This is a genomic window from Selenomonas ruminantium subsp. ruminantium ATCC 12561, from assembly GCF_000424065.1.
GTDB lineage: Bacteria > Bacillota > Negativicutes > Selenomonadales > Selenomonadaceae > Selenomonas_A > Selenomonas_A ruminantium.
In genome coordinates this window covers 40,460-57,802 of sequence record NZ_KE384126.1, presented here as the reverse complement: position 1 = coordinate 57,802, position 17,343 = coordinate 40,460, and the positions used below count along the sequence as shown (strand labels likewise).

Below are 17,343 nucleotides of genomic sequence, written 5' to 3'. Positions count from 1 at the left end.
GAAAGTTAAATCGTTTTCTCGCCTTTATCGATCGTCTTAACTTTATATACACCGTCATTGAGGTCAATGGATACCGTACGGCCATAGGTGCCACCAGTATCTTCGGCAATCAATTTTATGCCCAGTTCCCTCAAAACCTTCTTGGCTGCCTCTGCATTACGGCTGCCGACACGCATAATATCGGTAGCATTCTGGAATGCAAACATTTGTGCTCCACCAGCGATTTTAGCTACAAGGCGCGTTTTTACCGCCCCCTGTGCCAATACATCTCTAAGCATCAGCGGTAATCCTGTATCCGCAAATTTGGCTGGATTGTCCGTGGGACGAGCCTGCGTGCTGTCGGGAAGCATGATATGCAGTAGCCCGCCAACTTTCGTCTGCGGGTCATACAGAGAAATCCCGATACAGGATCCAAGACCATAGCTGATGATGGTTGACGGAGCAGAACCAACTTTATAGTCGGCCATACCGACTCGGATAAGATCTGCCATATTACTCAACTCCTACAGCTTTTATAATCGTCTCCAACGAACCCGGATCAGGTACCAGGAAGAACTGGCCATTGATTCCATCATCTTCCGACAGGAATTCGGTTTCAATAACCAATGCCTGATCCCCCATCTGCCCCAGCTGTGCCAATACGACATTCAGCAGAGCACCTGCCATATCCATAGCCAATGCCGGAATAGAGGGCAGCATAGTAATTTTCGTAAAGGTAAAAAATGCATTTAAGTATGCACCAGACAAAATATTGCCGATTTCCATCAGGGCAGATTCATCCATGAAGTCCAAACTATTGGTTTCTCCATGGGGTTTACCCATCAGGGTATCCACCAAATAAAAGGCGGATTTCTGCGGAAGCAGGAACAGGATATTACTGGGCGCTTTGCCGTAAACACGCAGGAAAATACCTACTACTACAGCATCGGGGCCACCGACCAAATCCGGAACCACTTCCAACGGTACCAGTGCCACTTTTGGCACATTCATGTCAATTCTCCGGTTGATGACCTGGGAAAGGGCTGTCGCCGAATTCCCAGCACCAACATTACCAATCTCACGCAAAGCATCCAGCTGATTGGCGGAAAGATTTAATTCATCGGTCATATCAGACACCTCATTTTTATTTACTTCCCATCGCCAGTTGCGCCAATGATTTCTTCAAGGTTCAACATAATGATAAGTCTGCCATCTACATTGCCTATGCCATTGAGGAAACGGGAGCCGCTGCGGTCATTAGTGGCCTTCTTGGTATCTACGGTCTTGCTGCCAATGGTCAAAACTTCTGTAACCGCATCCACCAGCATGCCCACATGGAGTTCATCAATGGTCACCGTAACGATGCGGGTATTTTCTGTATAAGGAGTTTCTGCCAGCCCCAAACGTTTCTTCAAGTCGATAACAGGAAGCACCGAGCCACGCAGGTTGATAACGCCCTTGATGAAGTCAGCGGCAAAGGGGACACGGGTAATATCCGTCATATTGCGGATTTCCTGCACATTCAGGATGCTGACACCGTATTCTTCATCACGCAGCTTGAACGCCACGACCTGCACTTCATCATTCTGTTTGTTTTCTTCATTTGCCATGGTTACTGCCTCCTTACTGCTGCATCATCGTAGCCACATCGAGAATCAGGGCTACACGGCCATCGCCGAGAACCGTTGCACCAGAGAACATCTTGAGCCCCGTAAAGAGGTTGCCCAGGGTCTTGATAACGATTTCCTGCTGGCCAATCAGATTGTCTACTACGATACCAGCTTTGGCTTCGCCGGCATGTACAACTACAACGAAAATCTCATCCGAATCCTTCACATGCGGTATCTGCAGGGTTTCTTCCATGCGGATAATCGGAATGATTTCACCGCGCAGGACAATAACTTCCCGATTACGTACCGTCTTAATATCTGTGGGCTGAATGTTGATCGTGCTGTCGATGGAACCCAAAGGAATTGCATAGATTTCTTCCTGCACCTTAACCAGCATGGCCTGAATAATAGCCAGCGTCAGCGGCAGCTTGATCTTGAATACGGAACCTTCGTCAATCTTGGTTTCTACATCTACATGACCGGACAGAGATTCAATCTTGCTGCGCACAACGTCCATACCTACGCCGCGGCCGGAAATATCCGTAATCTGCTCGGCAGTGGAGAAGCCCGGAAGGAAAATCAGGCGAACTGCATCTGCATCATCGAGTTTGTCTGCATCTTCCTGCGAAATCATGCCCTTTTCGACAGCCTTTTTGCGAATCTTGCTGGCATCGATACCTTTACCATCATCAGTAACCATGATAACCACGTTATTGCCTTCATGACGGGCGATAAGTCCTACTTCACCAGTACGGGGCTTACCTTTTGTTTCACGCTCATCCGGGTGCTCAACACCATGGTCAAGGGAGTTACGCAAAAGATGCATAATCGGATCGCCGATTTCATCAATTACAGTACGGTCAAGTTCTGTTTCCTCACCTTCAATGGTCAGGTTAATCTCCTTATTCAGTTCTTTGGATACGTCACGCACCATGCGCGGGAAACGGTTGAATACTGCGCTTACCGGCACCATGCGGACTTTCATGACAATGTTCTGAAGGTCGGTGGTAACTCTGTCCATCTGCTCCAAAGTTTCGGTGAGCTCACCCAAACGGTGTGCCTGACCAATCTGCTCCAGACGAACTTTGTTGATAACCAATTCACCCATAAGGTTCATCAGCGTATCCAGTTTGTCGATATCTACACGCACGGACTGGCTCTGATGCCCCTTCTTGGCGGCAGCAGCCGCAGGTTTAGCCGCCGGTTTGGCTGCAGGCTTCGGTGCTGCAGGTTTCGGTGCTGGAGCTGCTGGAGGTGCTGCTGCAGGTGCCGGAGCTGGTGCTGGTGCTGCAGGCGCTGCTGGAGCCGGTGCTGCTGCGGGCTTATCCGGGTCGACAATCTCCACGACCAATTTGTCGATTTCCGAAATTGTCCCCAAAGCGTCTTCCACAGCTTTTTTATCCGAGCCCGTAACCATCAGGATGTCAAAGCTGTGTTCAAATTTCTCCTGTTCCAAATCTTCTGCAGGAGGCACAGATTTAATTACATCCCCTAGTTCATCCAAAGCATTCATAACCATGTAAGAACGTGCGGATTTAAGCAAACAGGTTTCCGACAGGGTCACCTGAATATGAACACCAATCATGCCGCCTTCTTTAGCCTGACGGAGCATATCCTTATCCGTATCGGTAAGGTCCATACCGGGGATTGCCGGAGCAGCAGCCGTTTCTGCAGGTGCGGCTGCAGACGCTGCGGGTGCAGCAGGTGCGGCAGCAGGTGCCGGTTCGCCCTTAGAAATGGAGCTTAACTTGGCTACCAAATCACTTACATCGACTACGTCTTCGGATTCACCATTTGCTACACTGTCAATCATCTGTTCCAATGAGTCCAGACATTTGAATAAGGTATCGATAATATCTTCGTCAAGTTTCAGCTGCTCCTTACGGATAAGGTCCAACACATCTTCCATTTCATGTGTCAGCTCAGCAATCTTATTATATCCCATGGTTGCCGACATGCCTTTTAGGGTATGTGCATTACGGAAAATATCGTTTACCACTGAAACGTCTTCGGAATTTTCTTCCAAGCTTAAAAGGCCTTCGTTCAAGGACTGTAAATGCTCATGAGATTCATCCAAAAACATGTCCATATACTGATTGGTATCCATTTGTATTCCCCCTATATCCTTTTATCTCTTTACAGCCTCGACGATGGCCTGAGCTATGTTTTGTACGGGCTTAATTTCATCGGCTAATCCTGCATCCACCACAGCTTTAGGCATCCCGTAAACCACGCAGGTAGGCTCGTCCTGAGCGATACTATAACCGCCTGCGGCTTTGATTTTTTTCATGCCTTCACAGCCATCGCATCCCATGCCTGTCATGATAACTGCCACCAGATTCTTGCCAATCGAGGCTACCGAATCATACATGACATTTACGGCCGGCCGATGATTCCCTACTGGAGGATCCTGCCCTAATACAATCCTGCGCGTGCTGCCTTCTTCCCTGACGCGCAAATGATGACTGCCGGGAGCTATATATACATGACCTGGCTCAATCACATCACCGTCTTCCGCTTCCTTTACCGATACCTGTGAAATGGTATTGAGCCTGTCAGCCAAGGCCTTGGTAAAGCCTGCTGGCATATGCTGGACAACCACTACGCCACAGGGCAGATTTTCCGGTAAGCGGGTTATCACCTGCTGCAAAGCCTGTGGCCCTCCCGTTGATGTGCCAATTGCTACCAGCTTTTTGGAGCCGCTCCCCATACTGGTCATGACCACCGGAGTCACCTTGTTCGCTGCTGCAGGCTGAGGCTTTCCTCTGGCCTGCAAGATAAGATTAGGCCGTTTACTGCCAAAAACAGCATTGCCTGAATTTTGTGACGTGGTTGGCAGTTCTGTGCTTCTGAGCTTCAAGCCCTGCCTTACAGGCAGTTCCACGCGCTTCATTACGGGCGGTGCGGGATTGTTTTTTACGGGATTGGCATCTGCCAGTCTTTTTTGGGGAACATACGGTATTTTATGCACCTTGGCTCTGGCTGCATTACGACACTTCTCCAATAACTCATCTTCTATGGAATCCAGTTTGGAAATGCTGCCGCCTGCCTTACTGATAAAGTCAACTGCCCCAAGGCTCAATGCCCGTATTGTGGCTTCCGTCCCCTGTTGGGTCAGACTGCTGAGCATCAATACAGGGGTAGGTTTTTCCTCCATAATAACGGCCAAAGCGTTCAGCCCGTCCATAATCGGCATATTCACATCCATAGTCACCAAATCCGGACTAAGCTCTTTCACTTTGTTTATGGCTTCCTTGCCATTTATCGCCGTACCTGCCACTTCAAAGTCCGGCTGTTTGGTAAAAAAATCCGACAATACTCTGCGCATAAAGGCAGAGTCGTCCGCGATCAAGACTCGAATCATCCCGCTCACCTCTTTTTATCCGGCAAAAATTTTCCTTACATCATTATCATGCTAACGATTATTTAATTCCCTTTGCAATATTAGCCCGCTGTACAGCAAATAAGTAACGAACAATCTTATTTGATGTGGCCCGAGGTAAATGCTGGAAAGCCGCCCCTACATGATAAATCACCAATCCATCAGAGCGTTCTACTGGCGAACAGCGTACAACACGACACATGACATCAATTGTACTGGCTCCCGGAATTCCAGTAAGCTCCAGCCCGACCTTTGTTTTTTCAGCCACTTCATGGTTGAAGGCCAGACAAATGCCCCCGCCACTTAAATCTACTACAGGTACCAATTCACTATCATGAATAGTTCCATCATCATCCACTATACTTACATTCGCTTTCAGATTAACTTTAACCCGTACAAACTCGCGGTTTTGGAAACGTTCCAAAGTCTCTGGAAATGTGATGTACCATATTGGAATACGCTCATCCTTGCGCCCCTTCCCCTTAAACATCGTAAAGAAACGATAACGGCATTGGTCACCAACAGCCACGCCATAAATTTTCTCATTCTCCCGAGGGATAATGGGTACCCCAGCCCTGCTCATCGGCATAGCCACTTCTAAAGTATCTTCAGTAATGTCCTCAATACGGCTTGCATAGCGGTTATCGTCACCTTCTACATAGAACTCGACCCGCTGGCCAATTTTTAATATTTTCTTTGCTTTTACTAATTCGCCTGTCATAATCAAGTTCCTCCATGTTTAACGTGCAAAATTAAAAATTTGCCGTAAAAATCCCTTCCATCCACGTTTAACCGTCATTTTACTGCCATACAAGATACTGTTGACTAAACCTTTAATACATCTGGATGCCACAGTATCTGGCTGTGCAGCCAAAAACGGCTGCTGTTGACGCACCGATTTCATCACAGCACTATCTTCAAAAATATAGCCTACACAATCGATAGGCATATTTAAAAAACGAGTAGACGTCTGCTGCAGTTTTGCCACAACCTCACGGCTTTCAGCCTCATCATATACACGATTCACTAATAACTTGATATTCTTTTGCGAAGCATACATACTATACGCCTTGAGCACTGCATACGCATCAGTCAGTGCGGTTGGCTCAGGTGTCGTCACCAACAGCACTTCATCGGCTGCCAGGATAAAATCCATGACATTTTTTCCCAAGCCAGCTCCCGTATCGATCAAAATAATATCCGCCATCTGCCCACAAGCTGTCAGCTTCTGCATAAGCCGCTGACGTTCTTCATAGGTAAAATCAGCGGCTTTTTCAATACCTGAGCCGCCAGATATGTAGCGCACTCCATAGGGACCATCAATCAAAACATCTTTTAAGGCCGTATCTTTTTCCAGGAGATTCAGCAAATGCTTTTTGGACATGCTGCCCAACACAACATCCACGTTGGCCATCCCCAGGTCAGCATCAATAACCAGCACCCGCTGTCCTGCCTGTTTTAAAGCTATGGCAAGATTCACCGTGATATTCGTTTTCCCTACGCCGCCTTTGCCACTGGTTACAGCAATTACCCTTGGGCCAAGAGATGAAAGCGTCGGAGAATCAGACACTTCAGGCGCTTGAGCTTCATATTCACTTTTGTCGACTAATTGACGCAGTCTTGCTGCCTGATCTCCCATATTATTCCCTCAACAGTAATGCAGCTAATTTATCAGCAGAAGCCGGTATAATATCATCGGGTACACTCTGCCCGTTGGTCATAAAAGATAAAGAAATGTCCTTGTCGGCCAAAAGATTCACAATCATCCCCAAAGTACTGGTTTCATCTGTTTTGGTAAAGATAACCCTGCCCGGTTCGCAAACGGAAAATTTCTGTAAGATTTCTGCCACATCACGGTTTTTGGTCGTGGCACTCATGACCAAATGTTTTTCAATGCGGGAATCTACAGCCAGGAAATCCTGCAGTTCCCGCATTTGATAATCATTATGCTGGCTGCGACCTGCAGTATCAATGAGAATCAAATCTTTATCCCGATGCTTATGGATAGCCACCTTCAATTCATCTGGAGAATAAACAATCTCCAATGGCAAGCCGATGATATCCGAATAGGTTTTCAACTGCTCAACAGCGGAAATGCGATACGTATCAGCCGTTATCAGCGCTGCCCGTATATTCCTTTCCAACACAAATCTGGCCGCAATCTTGGCAAGTGTCGTGGTTTTCCCTACACCTGTAGCACCAATCAAGGCCACAATCCGCACGCCATGTTTATTGAGTGTAATTCCCTCGGCAAAATTCATCTTGCCCTCCAGATAACCTGCTACCACTTCAGGAGCCCGCTTATCCAGGGAATCCATCAACATATCTCCGGCAGCAGTCTTAGCCGCCATGTCTTTTAATATGTCTTCATCAACTTCCTGACGACGCAAAGCCTCTTGCAGGGATACTTCATCCTGCGGTTGATCCTTGCTCATCACCTGCGTCAAAAGCGTCTTCATTTGCGCTAATTCCGCTTCGAGTCTTTGAATTTTTTCAGCATCTTCCGGATTGGAAGCAATCATCACAGGCTGTACCACAGACTGCATATCATTTACGGGAGTCACTTGTCCATCTTCCTTTGTTGCTACATTTACTTCTTCAACTGTGTCTGAGGTCATCATACCTGATGCTTGTAGATTTTCCCCTGCATTCTCAGGAGTCAATGGTTTAAAAACCGGTGCTGTAATGGGTGCTTCTGCCATATGTACTCCTGCTTCTGTCCCATTTGTCTTATATTGAGATAATATCGTATTGGGCATCGGTGCTGCTTTAGACACAATATCCAATCGATTGCCCGTCTGACGTTCAGGCTCAGTAGAAATACTCCTTTTGGCACGGCTCTTCAACTGATTATCCTGAGCGTTTTCTTCAATCGCAGCAGTTACCTCCACTACCTCTTTACCTTTATATCCCATGAAGCCGCCTTCACGGTATTTTTTGGTATGCAATATGACCGCATCTCGGCCCAGTTCCTCTTTGACCTGCTCCATGGCTTCCTTCATGGAGGGTGCTTTCACTACTTTTATCTGCAACTTAAATCTTCACCACCCCAAGAATTTGAATCTCAACGCTCTGATCAATCTCCGCATGAGACAAGACGATAAGTCCGGGAACGGACCGCTCCACCAGCTTGCGGAAATATAAACGCACGGCCGGACTGGTCAGCACAATTGGCTGATAGCCCATATTGGTAAGCTTCGGCAGTTCCGTATTGAGTGCCGTAATCAGCTTTTGCATGGAATCCGGATCGATGCTTACATAGGAACCATGTTCGGTACGCTGTACGCCACCGGCAATACGGTTTTCCAAAGCCGGGTCCAAGGTGATGCAGGGAAGTGTCCCATTTTGCACGTTCTGCTGAGTGATATGACGTGCCATAGCATGCCGGACATACTCCGTGAGTATTTCCGTGTCCTTGGTTGCACGGCCATAGTCTGCCAAAACTTCCAAGATGGTACTCATATCGCGAATGGAAATGCGCTCCCGCAAAAGGTTGGACAGCACTTTTTGGATTTCGCCTACATTCAACAGGTCTGGAACGACTTCGTCCACCAATGCCTGATTGGATTTTTTGAGATTTTCGATGAGATTTTGCGTTTCCTGACGGCCCAAAATTTCATCGGCATGCTGCTTGATGACTTCAGTAAGATGCGTGGCCAATACAGACACCGCATCTACTACCGTATAACCATTCAATTCTGCCTGTTCACGTTCACTCTCCGGAATCCATAAAGCGGGCAGGCCAAAGGCCGGCTCTGTTGTTTCAATCCCTGGAACTTCCTCAAAAACCGTTCCGGAATTCATGGCCAGATAATGGTCCAGCATCAATTCGCCCTTGGCAACCTCTATCCCCTTCAGCTTGATGATATAGGCATTGGGCTTTATCTGAATGTTATCGCGAATGCGAATGGTCGGCACCACCAAGCCCAATTCCAAAGCACACTGGCGGCGAATCATAACGATACGGTCAAGCAAATCGCCGCCCTGACCGGTATCCACTAAAGGAATCAAAGAATAGCCGATTTCCAGTTCCATGGGGTCAACCTGCAGCAGGGAAACAATATTTTCCGGTGTGGTCGCCTTCTTCTTTTCCTGAACTTTCTTTTCTTCCTGCTGAACTTCCGTCTTGACCTCGGTCTGCTGTTTCAGCAGACGGCCAATCAGGAAACAGAACAAGGCCAGTGCAAAGAACGGAATCCCCGGAAGGCCTGGTACTACTGAGAAGAATACCAAGACACCACCCAGAATAAAGAATATGCGGTCATTATGGAAAAGCTGGGCTACAATGTCGCTGCCCAAGTTCCCTTCAGCCCCTGCGCGGGTAACGATAAGACCTGTAGCCGTCGAGATGAGCAGGGCTGGAATCTGGCTGACCAGACCTTCACCTACGGTGAGCAAAGTATAGGTCTGCAAGGCCTGCACCGCTTCCATATTGCGCTGCATCATGCCGATGACAAAACCGCCGGCAATATTGATCAACATAATGATGATTGCGGCAATCGCATCGCCCTTTACGAACTTGGAAGCACCGTCCATGGCACCGAAGAAATCCGCTTCATGCTGGATTTTCTCACGGCGAATCTTCGCTTCTGCATCGGTGATAGCCCCCTGGTTGAGGTCAGCATCAATAGACATCTGCTTACCGGGCATTGCGTCCAAGGTGAAACGTGCCGATACTTCAGCCACACGTTCCGAACCTTTCGTGATAACAATAAAGTTAATGGCAACCAGAATGACGAACATGATAAAGCCGACTACCGGATTACCACCGACAACGAAATTACCAAATGCCGTGATTACTTCTCCGGCATAACCATCCAGCAGAATAAGACGCGTAGACGATATATTCAGTGCCAGCCGGAACAAAGTAGTAATGAGCAGCAACGACGGAAAAATCGATAAGTCCAAAGCTTCTTTGTTATAGATTACCGACATAACCAGCAATAATGCGATGGTGATATTCAAGCAGATCAGCATATCCAGCAGCAATGTCGGCAGCGGAATAATCATCATGACAACGATAGTCACGATAGCTACCGCTATCATAACATCGCTGTATTTTTGAACGAAACTGCCCTTGCCAAAAACAGCATTTGGGGCAGCTGCCTGTTGTGCAGCCATAGTGCTTCTCCTTTTAACTTACTTACGCCCGACGGCGATTATTTTTCAAACGGTATACATAAGCCAGGACCTCTGCCACCGCCTGATAGAGTTCTGCCGGAACGATATCCCCGACTTCCACAGTTGCATAAAGCGCACGAGCCAGTGGCTTGTTCTCTACAATAGGCACCTTATTCTCCCGGGCAATTTCCTTTATGCGCTGCGCCAGCAGATCCTGCCCTTTAGCCACAATCTGCGGAGCCACCATGCCTTTATCATATTTCAAGGCTACAGCAAAATGGGTCGGGTTGGTGACAATCACATCGGCTTTGGGCACTTCCTGCATCATGCGGGACATGGCCATCTGCCGCTGTTTCTGTTTGATCTTGCCTTTAATCTGCGGGTCACCTTCGGATTGCTTCATTTCGTCCTTGACTTCCTGCTTGGACATTTTCAGATCCTGCGTAGTCTGCCATTTCTGATAAGCATAATCAATAAAACCAACAATCATAATAACGCCGATAACCTCAAAGGCCATCTTAAAGATGATATCCGAAATCTGCGCAAGACTGGTTGTTAAATCGAAATAGATAAACTGCGGCAAATCCATTAAATGGTCAGAAATAAAATCATATAAGAAAAAACCAATAATTGCTATTTTCATTAATGACTTTGCCAGCTCCATCAACGATCTCTTGGAAAAAATACGTCCAAAACCGTTGATTGGATTAAGTTTGTCCGGCTTAAAGCCAATCGCTTCCGTATTAAAATTAAGCCCCACCTGATAGAAATTAACAGCCAGCCCCATCATCATAATAGCCAGCATGATTGGCAAGGCTGTCTGTGCCAGCAATTCAATAATACCAATAAAGATGCGCACCACGCTTTCTGTGTCCACCGTTTGATTGAGATGGGAAAACACATAGGCTGTATAATCTGCTATCTTATGATAAATAGATTCCCACAGCATTTTCAGAATGAAAAAGCCCATGAGCAGGACAAAAGCAGCACTCATATCCGTACTGCGGCCTACCTGTCCTTTTTTCCTGGCATCAGCACGTTTTTTTGCTGTCGGCTCTTCAGTCTTGTCATCACTGGCAAAAAGCTGCAGGTCAAAGACAAAGCTGCTTCTATTGCAGGGCTTCCAACGCAATGGTGATATTTCCATACATTTCATTGAACAACACATCCAGAAATAAAACATAAAATGGCAATACCATGATAAGAATCAACGTACCTATCATGAGATGCATCGGAATCCCCACTACGAAAATATTCATTTGGGGCATTGTACGCGCTAGTATCCCCATACCAACATTAACCAGCAAAATAGCAAAGGTTACTGGCATAGCAATTTTCATACCAGTAAAAAATATTCCTGTTGTAAAACGCGCAATAATCATAGGCAAAGACAAATCCGGACTAACACCTAAGATAGGTACCAGCTTAAAACTTTCCACCAGCGCCGATATAATCATGTGATGTCCATTGGTCACCACAAAGACAATAATCGCCAAGTTATAAAGAAAACTTCCGATAAGCGGCATCTGCTGACCGGAAGTCGGATCCATTACGTTTACTATGGCATAACCTACCTGCATATCCATAACCTTGCCGGCCATGGTAATGGCGGCAAAAGCAATATAGGCCACAAACCCGATAAGCCAGCCTACAAAAAGTTCTGCCAGCACTGCGCCTGCATAACCTAAAATCGCAGCCGGCGCCGTTACGCCCTGAAGATTATCCACCACAGGGAAAAGCACCAAAGCAAAAGCCAGCGAAGCTGCTGCACGAAAATATACGGGAATATTCATGCTGCCAAAAAATGGAGAAATAATGAATATGCCACTCACCCGGGTTAGCAGAAGCAGAAAAACCGCCGCATGACCTTGCAGAAGTTCAAAAAAATCCATAACCTGCTCCTTCAGCCGATATAGCCGGGCAAATTAACCAAAATATTCGTCAGGTATTCCGTCATTATTCTCAACATCCATGGGCCAAAAATCAAAATTGCTACAAACACCGCTATAATCTTGGGAATAAATGCCAAAGTCTGCTCCTGAATAGAAGTCGTCGCCTGAAAAACACTGACCATCAAACCGACAATAAGTCCCAATCCCAGCATGGGAGCCGCCACAATCATAACGATAAACAGCGCTTCCTGTCCCAGCTGTACAACCAAATCCCCAGACATATGCCCCGCTCCTCTATCCCTTTAGTTCTTAGCTTTACTATTTGAAGCTGATAATCAACGACTTAATCAACAAATGCCAACCATCAACCATAACAAAGAGTAATATCTTAAACGGCAGGGATATCATTACTGGCGGCAGCATCATCATACCCATAGACATCAGTGTACTGGCCACAATCATATCTATGACGATAAAAGGCACATAAATCATAAAGCCTATCTGAAAGGCTGTCTTTAATTCACTGATAATAAATGCCGGAATAAGGGTAAAGGTCGATACATCTTCCTGCGTTTCCGGGCGTTCATCATCAGCCAGATTCACAAACAATGCCAAATCCGATTCACGGGTCTGCTTAAACATAAACTCACGAATCGGTGCTACCACATTAGTAAGTGCCTGCTCTTGTGTTATCTGTCCCGCCATATATGGCTGAATGCCATTTTCATTAGCCTGACTCCAATAAGGAGACATGACATAAAAGGTCAAAAACAGGGATAGCGCAATAACCACCTGATTTGGTGGTGCATTTTGCGTAGATAAAGCATTGCGCAAAAAACCAATAACCACCACAATTCGCACAAAAGACGTGGTCATGATCAAAATGCCCGGTGCTAATGACAGAACGGTCAAAAACGCCATTACCTGCAGCGTCACCGCTACATCCTGAGGCTTGTTCGACGAACCTACATCAACATTTACCGAAGGGATAAGCGGTGCAGCCAAAGCAGCGTTCTGTGCCATAAACAGCAGGAAGGCTATTCCTCCCAGCATGAAAAAGACCTTACGGCGGTTCAACTGCCCACAACTCCTTTTTTAACCATTTTGGTAGTCAATCACTTACGAAACAGCGGCGGTACTTTCTGTACCAACCCTGCCAATGTCCCAAACTGCTGTGAGAACATATCCGGCATTTTGCTGAAAGCTAAGTCCTCCCGATGCAAACGGTCAATTTCATCCGCATCGGTAATTTCCGTCAGAAGTGTAATGGAATGCTCTGTAACGCCCAGCATAAACACGCGGCCACTCATTTCAATCACACATACCGAACGGTTAGGCCCCAGGGGCAAATGCGACAGGATCCTGCCACCATAGCCCAGCTTCTGCTGTGCAAATTTGCCGCCAATAAAGCGGGCAGCAAAATAAGCCAGCCCTACTACAAAGACAAAAATAGCAAAGAGGCTGACCAAATAAGCAATTGTTGACCACCAGGAAATCGGCGCCGGCCGCGGGTCAGTATTCTCATAACCAGCCAGATACCCGCCCTTGGCAGCCTCATCGGCTGCCAAGGCAGGATCTGCAATCAGTAATAATATGAGCACACCCACGAAACACGCCAAAAACACATGTTTTCTTTCCATCAGCCCACTGCTTTACGGACAGCCTCCAATACGCGATCTGCCTGGAAGGGTTTAACAATAAAGTCACGAGCACCAGCCTGAATTGCTTCAATAACCATTGCCTGCTGGCCCATTGCACTGCACATAACAATCTTGGCGTTGGGATCAACTTTTTTGATTTCCTTAACGGCACTGATACCATCCATTTCCGGCATCGTAATATCCATGGTTACAAGATCCGGCTTAAGTTCCTGATATTTTTCCAGTGCCTTCATACCGTTTTCAGCCTCGCCCACGACTTCATAGCCATTCTTGGACAGGATGTCTTTAACCATCATTCTCATGAATGCCGCATCGTCAACGACCAATACTCTTACTGCCATGTTCCATCTCTCCTCATCTTAAAAAACATCCGACTTGGTTAGCATTGCCTCTATTATATAAGAAAGTCTTGTTTTAGACAAGAACTTCTCTACGACCTTATGTTCATTGCAGTTTTGCAGCCCTTTCAGCCGGGCTGGCAATTTCCGTGATACGTACACCGAAATTCTCATCGATAACTACAACTTCACCCTTGGCCAGGAACTTACCATTAACATTGATATCCACCGGCTCACCGGCCAGTCTATCCAGTTCGACAATCGAACCATTGGTAAGTTCCAATATATCCTTAATGGATTTATTGGTTCTGCCGAGTTCCACAGTCACCGACAGCGGAACATCGAGAATCAAACCAATATTTGCATCATTTACCTGCACGGGCTGCGTGTTCAACGGAATAAATTGTGCAGGCTGCACCGGTACGTTTGCCGCCATTCCCTGCATAGGCATACCATAAGCACCATAACCTCCTGCTGGCGGCGCTGCCATAACCGGAGGCGCCATTTGTTGTGCAGGGGGTGCCGTTGGCGGCGGCGCAGCTGCTGGTGCAGGTGCTGGCGCTGGCGCCGGTGGTGGAGGAGGCGCAGGTGCTGGTGCCGGCTCCGGCTCTGGTTCCTCAACGGAGCCATTTGTCAAAGCCTCAACCATTTCCTTAGCCACTTCCACAGGCAAAATCTGCATGATTTCGCTATCGATAAGGCCATCAACTTCCATCCGGAAAGATGTACAAACGATAGGTTCTGTCTGCCCTAAAACTTCAGAAATCTTATCCTCACTGCCAAAATCAATGAGATTTACCTTGGGCGGCGAGATATCAATCTTCTTGTTGAACATGGTGGACAGTGACGTTGCCACAGTGCCCATCATCTGATTCATGGACTCGCCCACCGCGCTCATGGCGATTTCATTGATTTCCGTATCCGGGTTGGTACCATCGCCCCCCATCATCAGATCGGCGATAATCGCTGCATCCTGTGCCTGAATGGCCAAGACATTATTACCGTCTATACCAATGGTATACCCTACTTCAACAATCAGATAGGGCATGGGGTATTTTTCCTGAATCATGCTCATCGATGAAACAGAAACCGAAGGCGTGGTAATGTTCACCTTATGTCCGAGCAACACCGAAAGGGTTGTTGCCGCACTGCCCATGGAGATATTACCGATTTCCCCCAGAGCATCCTTTTCTACATCCGTGAGTATATCATCAAACTGAGATGAACTACTGTCGGAGCCAGCTGATGGATCAGCCGGGGCTTCGGACTCTCCCGCCGGTGCCGGACTGTCGTCTGCCGCGGGTATTCCTCCGCCATTAAGCAGGGCGTCAATCTCCTCTTGCGAGATCATATCGTCACTCATCAGCACTTTCATCTCCTTCACTTATAATTTTGGTAATCTGGACCGCCATTTTTTTGCCCGACTTACCCGGACGGCTGTAAAACTTAGGCCGCTTACCTACCAAGCACAATAAATTATCATCCACTCGGGTGTCCATTTGCAGGACATCCCCAAATCCCAAAGTCAGGAACTCATTAATGGTCAGATGGAGTTGTCCTAACTGCACCACAAAAGGTACTTTGGTACGCTCAATCTTCTTTTGCAGGAGTTTAACCTGTTCAGGATTATTATCCCTTGATACTGATGATGCCACCCAAAATGTAGTCGTGAGTTTTGACATAACTGGTTCAAGCACCAAATAGGGGATACATATATTCATCATCCCCTCAACTTCGCCCACCCTCACTTGAATGGTGACAATAACCACCATATCACTTGGCGGTACAATCTGCGTAAATTGAGGATTTGATTCCGTAGTTTCCAATGCAGGGAAAAATTCCACTACATTCATCCAAGCTTCCTTCAAATGACCCAGCGCAGTTTCAATGAAACGGCGCATTACCACATCCTCAATTTCGGTGAGGACACGAGTTTTTATACCTACCCGGCCTTCACCGCCAAACACACGATCAATGAATGCAAAAGCAATCTCTGTGTTTATTTCCATGACAATATTGCCTTTTAAGGGTGGTACAGCCACGATACTGATAACCGAAGGATTGGCCAAAGACTGGATGAATTCCTGATAAGTCAGCTGCTCAACCGAGGCCACCTCCACATTTACCAACGTACGCAAGTGTGCGGACAAATACGTATTTAAGAGTCTGGAAAAACTCTCATGAAGCATAAAGAGCGTTCGTATCTGGTCCTTGGAAAACTTGTCCGGCCGTTTGAAATCGTAGGTCTTTACTTTCTTTTGTTCTTCATCTGCTTTTACTTCTTCTGCCGATACGGTTCCGTCTGACAGCGCGGAAAGCAGTTTATCTATCTCAGACTGAGATAGTACTTCATCTGCCAATCTTACGCCCTCCTCCCTGCTGGAATATGAACACTTTTACTGAAGCAGGAAGCTCGTTATATACACATCATACACAGAACCAGGCCCCAGCTTGGTGTTTAGCTCATCCTTAATCTTTTTTTTCAAATCATCCTGACGCGTCGCATCGAATTCGTCCAGCTTAGCACTGCGGAGAATCTGCATGGTCGTATCGAGAATTTTGGTTTCGGCTTCTGGAAGCAGTGCACCTTCCTCAGTAAGATTGCTCTTTTTTCCAGGATTCATCTCTAAGACGATGCCGGCTTTCAGGAATTTACCGGCTTTTTGCCCGCCAACATTTACCATAATGCCATCTTTGGCATCACCTAACTTGATAAATTTACCAGGGTCATGATGTTCATTGACCTGTTCTGTAGCAGTATCGGCCATCATTTTGGTCGTGATAAAAAATGATATGCCACCGGCGAGCACCAGGCCTACCAAAACCAAGATGACCACTAGAATTATCGGAGATTTCTTCTTCGGTTCTTCTTCCACTTCATCTGTGTCTTTTTCTTCGTCAGCCATAGGTCTATCCCTCCGTACATTGTTTTCTTTAAAATATTATACCAGTTAATGAGGACTTGTCCATATTTAAATTACTGATGAAGTGCCCGACGATACTTCATCACACGACGAACAATTTCCTCCATAGGCTCCTCCACAATGAACTTCTTGCCATTTGTCAAGGTTACCACTGTATCCGGAGTTTCTTCTATTGTTTCTATTATTTCGGCATTAAGCACGAATTCTCCTTTTTTATTTGTCTGAGAATTAAACTTTGTCAGCTTAATCATGGCTGCTCCTCCCCCTTACATCTTTACCATGCTTCCTATTCTCTTAAATTTCGTCACGAATGCCCTTTTTCCCTTTTTCACGTGAAAACTTTCTTCGTAAAATCCAAAAAAAAATACTGTTAAACAGTAAAGGCCGGTGCAGCTACACCGACCTTTATATCCTCAAGCAGCCAACTTCTCCTGCC

At 46.7% G+C, this 17,343-nt stretch carries 19 protein-coding genes; all 19 read right to left on the bottom strand.

From position 1 onward, the window contains the following. Window positions 1-5: 5 nt before the first annotated feature. On the bottom strand, window positions 6-491 hold the full coding sequence (locus tag G598_RS0115245) for a chemotaxis protein CheD (RefSeq protein ID WP_026767644.1): 486 nt from the start codon (window positions 489-491) through the stop codon (window positions 6-8). A 1-nt stretch (window position 492) separates the two neighbouring features. Then, window positions 493-1,107, bottom strand: a complete 615-nt coding sequence (locus tag G598_RS0115240; protein WP_026767643.1) for a chemotaxis protein CheC — start codon at window positions 1,105-1,107, stop codon at window positions 493-495. 20 nt (window positions 1,108-1,127) lie between these two features. After that, window positions 1,128-1,589, bottom strand: coding sequence for a chemotaxis protein CheW (locus G598_RS0115235; RefSeq protein ID WP_014423713.1), 462 nt, complete (start codon window positions 1,587-1,589; stop codon window positions 1,128-1,130). A 13-nt stretch (window positions 1,590-1,602) separates the two neighbouring features. Next, on the bottom strand, window positions 1,603-3,696 hold the full coding sequence (locus G598_RS0115230; RefSeq protein WP_026767642.1) for a chemotaxis protein CheA: 2,094 nt from the start codon (window positions 3,694-3,696) through the stop codon (window positions 1,603-1,605). Between the two features lie 21 nt (window positions 3,697-3,717). Then, complete coding sequence (locus G598_RS0115225; RefSeq protein ID WP_026767641.1) at window positions 3,718-4,953, bottom strand: protein-glutamate methylesterase/protein-glutamine glutaminase; 1,236 nt, start codon at window positions 4,951-4,953, stop codon at window positions 3,718-3,720. 58 nt (window positions 4,954-5,011) lie between these two features. Continuing rightward, window positions 5,012-5,692, bottom strand: a complete 681-nt coding sequence (locus tag G598_RS0115220; RefSeq protein ID WP_026767640.1) for a flagellar brake protein — start codon at window positions 5,690-5,692, stop codon at window positions 5,012-5,014. Between the two features lie 18 nt (window positions 5,693-5,710). Further along, complete coding sequence (locus G598_RS0115215) at window positions 5,711-6,610, bottom strand: MinD/ParA family protein (protein WP_026767639.1); 900 nt, start codon at window positions 6,608-6,610, stop codon at window positions 5,711-5,713. Window position 6,611: 1 nt separating this feature from the next. Further along, complete coding sequence (gene flhF / locus G598_RS0115210) at window positions 6,612-8,003, bottom strand: flagellar biosynthesis GTPase FlhF (protein ID WP_026767638.1); 1,392 nt, start codon at window positions 8,001-8,003, stop codon at window positions 6,612-6,614. Between the two features lies 1 nt (window position 8,004). Next, window positions 8,005-10,092: a flagellar biosynthesis protein FlhA gene (gene flhA, locus G598_RS0115205; protein ID WP_026767637.1), complete on the bottom strand. Its 2,088-nt coding sequence runs from the start codon at window positions 10,090-10,092 to the stop codon at window positions 8,005-8,007. 22 nt (window positions 10,093-10,114) lie between these two features. Beyond that, the gene (flhB, locus tag G598_RS0115200; protein ID WP_026767636.1) at window positions 10,115-11,239 is read right to left on the bottom strand and encodes a flagellar biosynthesis protein FlhB; all 1,125 of its coding nucleotides are present in this window, start codon (window positions 11,237-11,239) and stop codon (window positions 10,115-10,117) included. Further along, entirely contained in the window at window positions 11,202-11,984 is a 783-nt protein-coding gene (gene fliR / locus G598_RS0115195; protein WP_026767635.1) for a flagellar biosynthetic protein FliR, read from the bottom strand. Before fliR ends, flhB begins: the two co-directional genes overlap by 38 nt. A gap of 11 nt (window positions 11,985-11,995) precedes the next feature. Beyond that, window positions 11,996-12,265, bottom strand: a complete 270-nt coding sequence (gene fliQ, locus G598_RS0115190) for a flagellar biosynthesis protein FliQ (protein ID WP_014423704.1) — start codon at window positions 12,263-12,265, stop codon at window positions 11,996-11,998. Window positions 12,266-12,302: 37 nt separating this feature from the next. Continuing rightward, window positions 12,303-13,037: a flagellar type III secretion system pore protein FliP gene (fliP, locus tag G598_RS0115185; protein WP_037364752.1), complete on the bottom strand. Its 735-nt coding sequence runs from the start codon at window positions 13,035-13,037 to the stop codon at window positions 12,303-12,305. Between the two features lie 62 nt (window positions 13,038-13,099). Further along, window positions 13,100-13,624, bottom strand: a complete 525-nt coding sequence (gene fliO, locus G598_RS0115180; protein WP_026767633.1) for a flagellar biosynthetic protein FliO — start codon at window positions 13,622-13,624, stop codon at window positions 13,100-13,102. Continuing rightward, window positions 13,624-13,986, bottom strand: a complete 363-nt coding sequence (locus G598_RS0115175; RefSeq protein WP_014423701.1) for a response regulator — start codon at window positions 13,984-13,986, stop codon at window positions 13,624-13,626. The genes fliO and G598_RS0115175 overlap by 1 nt, the downstream gene beginning before the upstream one ends. Before the next feature lie 103 nt (window positions 13,987-14,089). Further along, complete coding sequence (gene fliY, locus G598_RS0115170; protein WP_026767632.1) at window positions 14,090-15,346, bottom strand: flagellar motor switch phosphatase FliY; 1,257 nt, start codon at window positions 15,344-15,346, stop codon at window positions 14,090-14,092. Continuing rightward, window positions 15,339-16,343, bottom strand: coding sequence for a flagellar motor switch protein FliM (gene fliM, locus G598_RS0115165; RefSeq protein ID WP_026767631.1), 1,005 nt, complete (start codon window positions 16,341-16,343; stop codon window positions 15,339-15,341). Before fliM ends, fliY begins: the two co-directional genes overlap by 8 nt. 36 nt (window positions 16,344-16,379) lie before the next feature. Continuing rightward, window positions 16,380-16,889: a flagellar basal body-associated FliL family protein gene (locus G598_RS0115160; RefSeq protein WP_026767630.1), complete on the bottom strand. Its 510-nt coding sequence runs from the start codon at window positions 16,887-16,889 to the stop codon at window positions 16,380-16,382. Between the two features lie 71 nt (window positions 16,890-16,960). Continuing rightward, a complete protein-coding gene (locus G598_RS0115155; RefSeq protein ID WP_026767629.1) occupies window positions 16,961-17,158 on the bottom strand; it encodes a flagellar FlbD family protein in 198 nt (65 codons plus the stop codon). Between the last annotated feature and the right edge of the window lie 185 nt (window positions 17,159-17,343).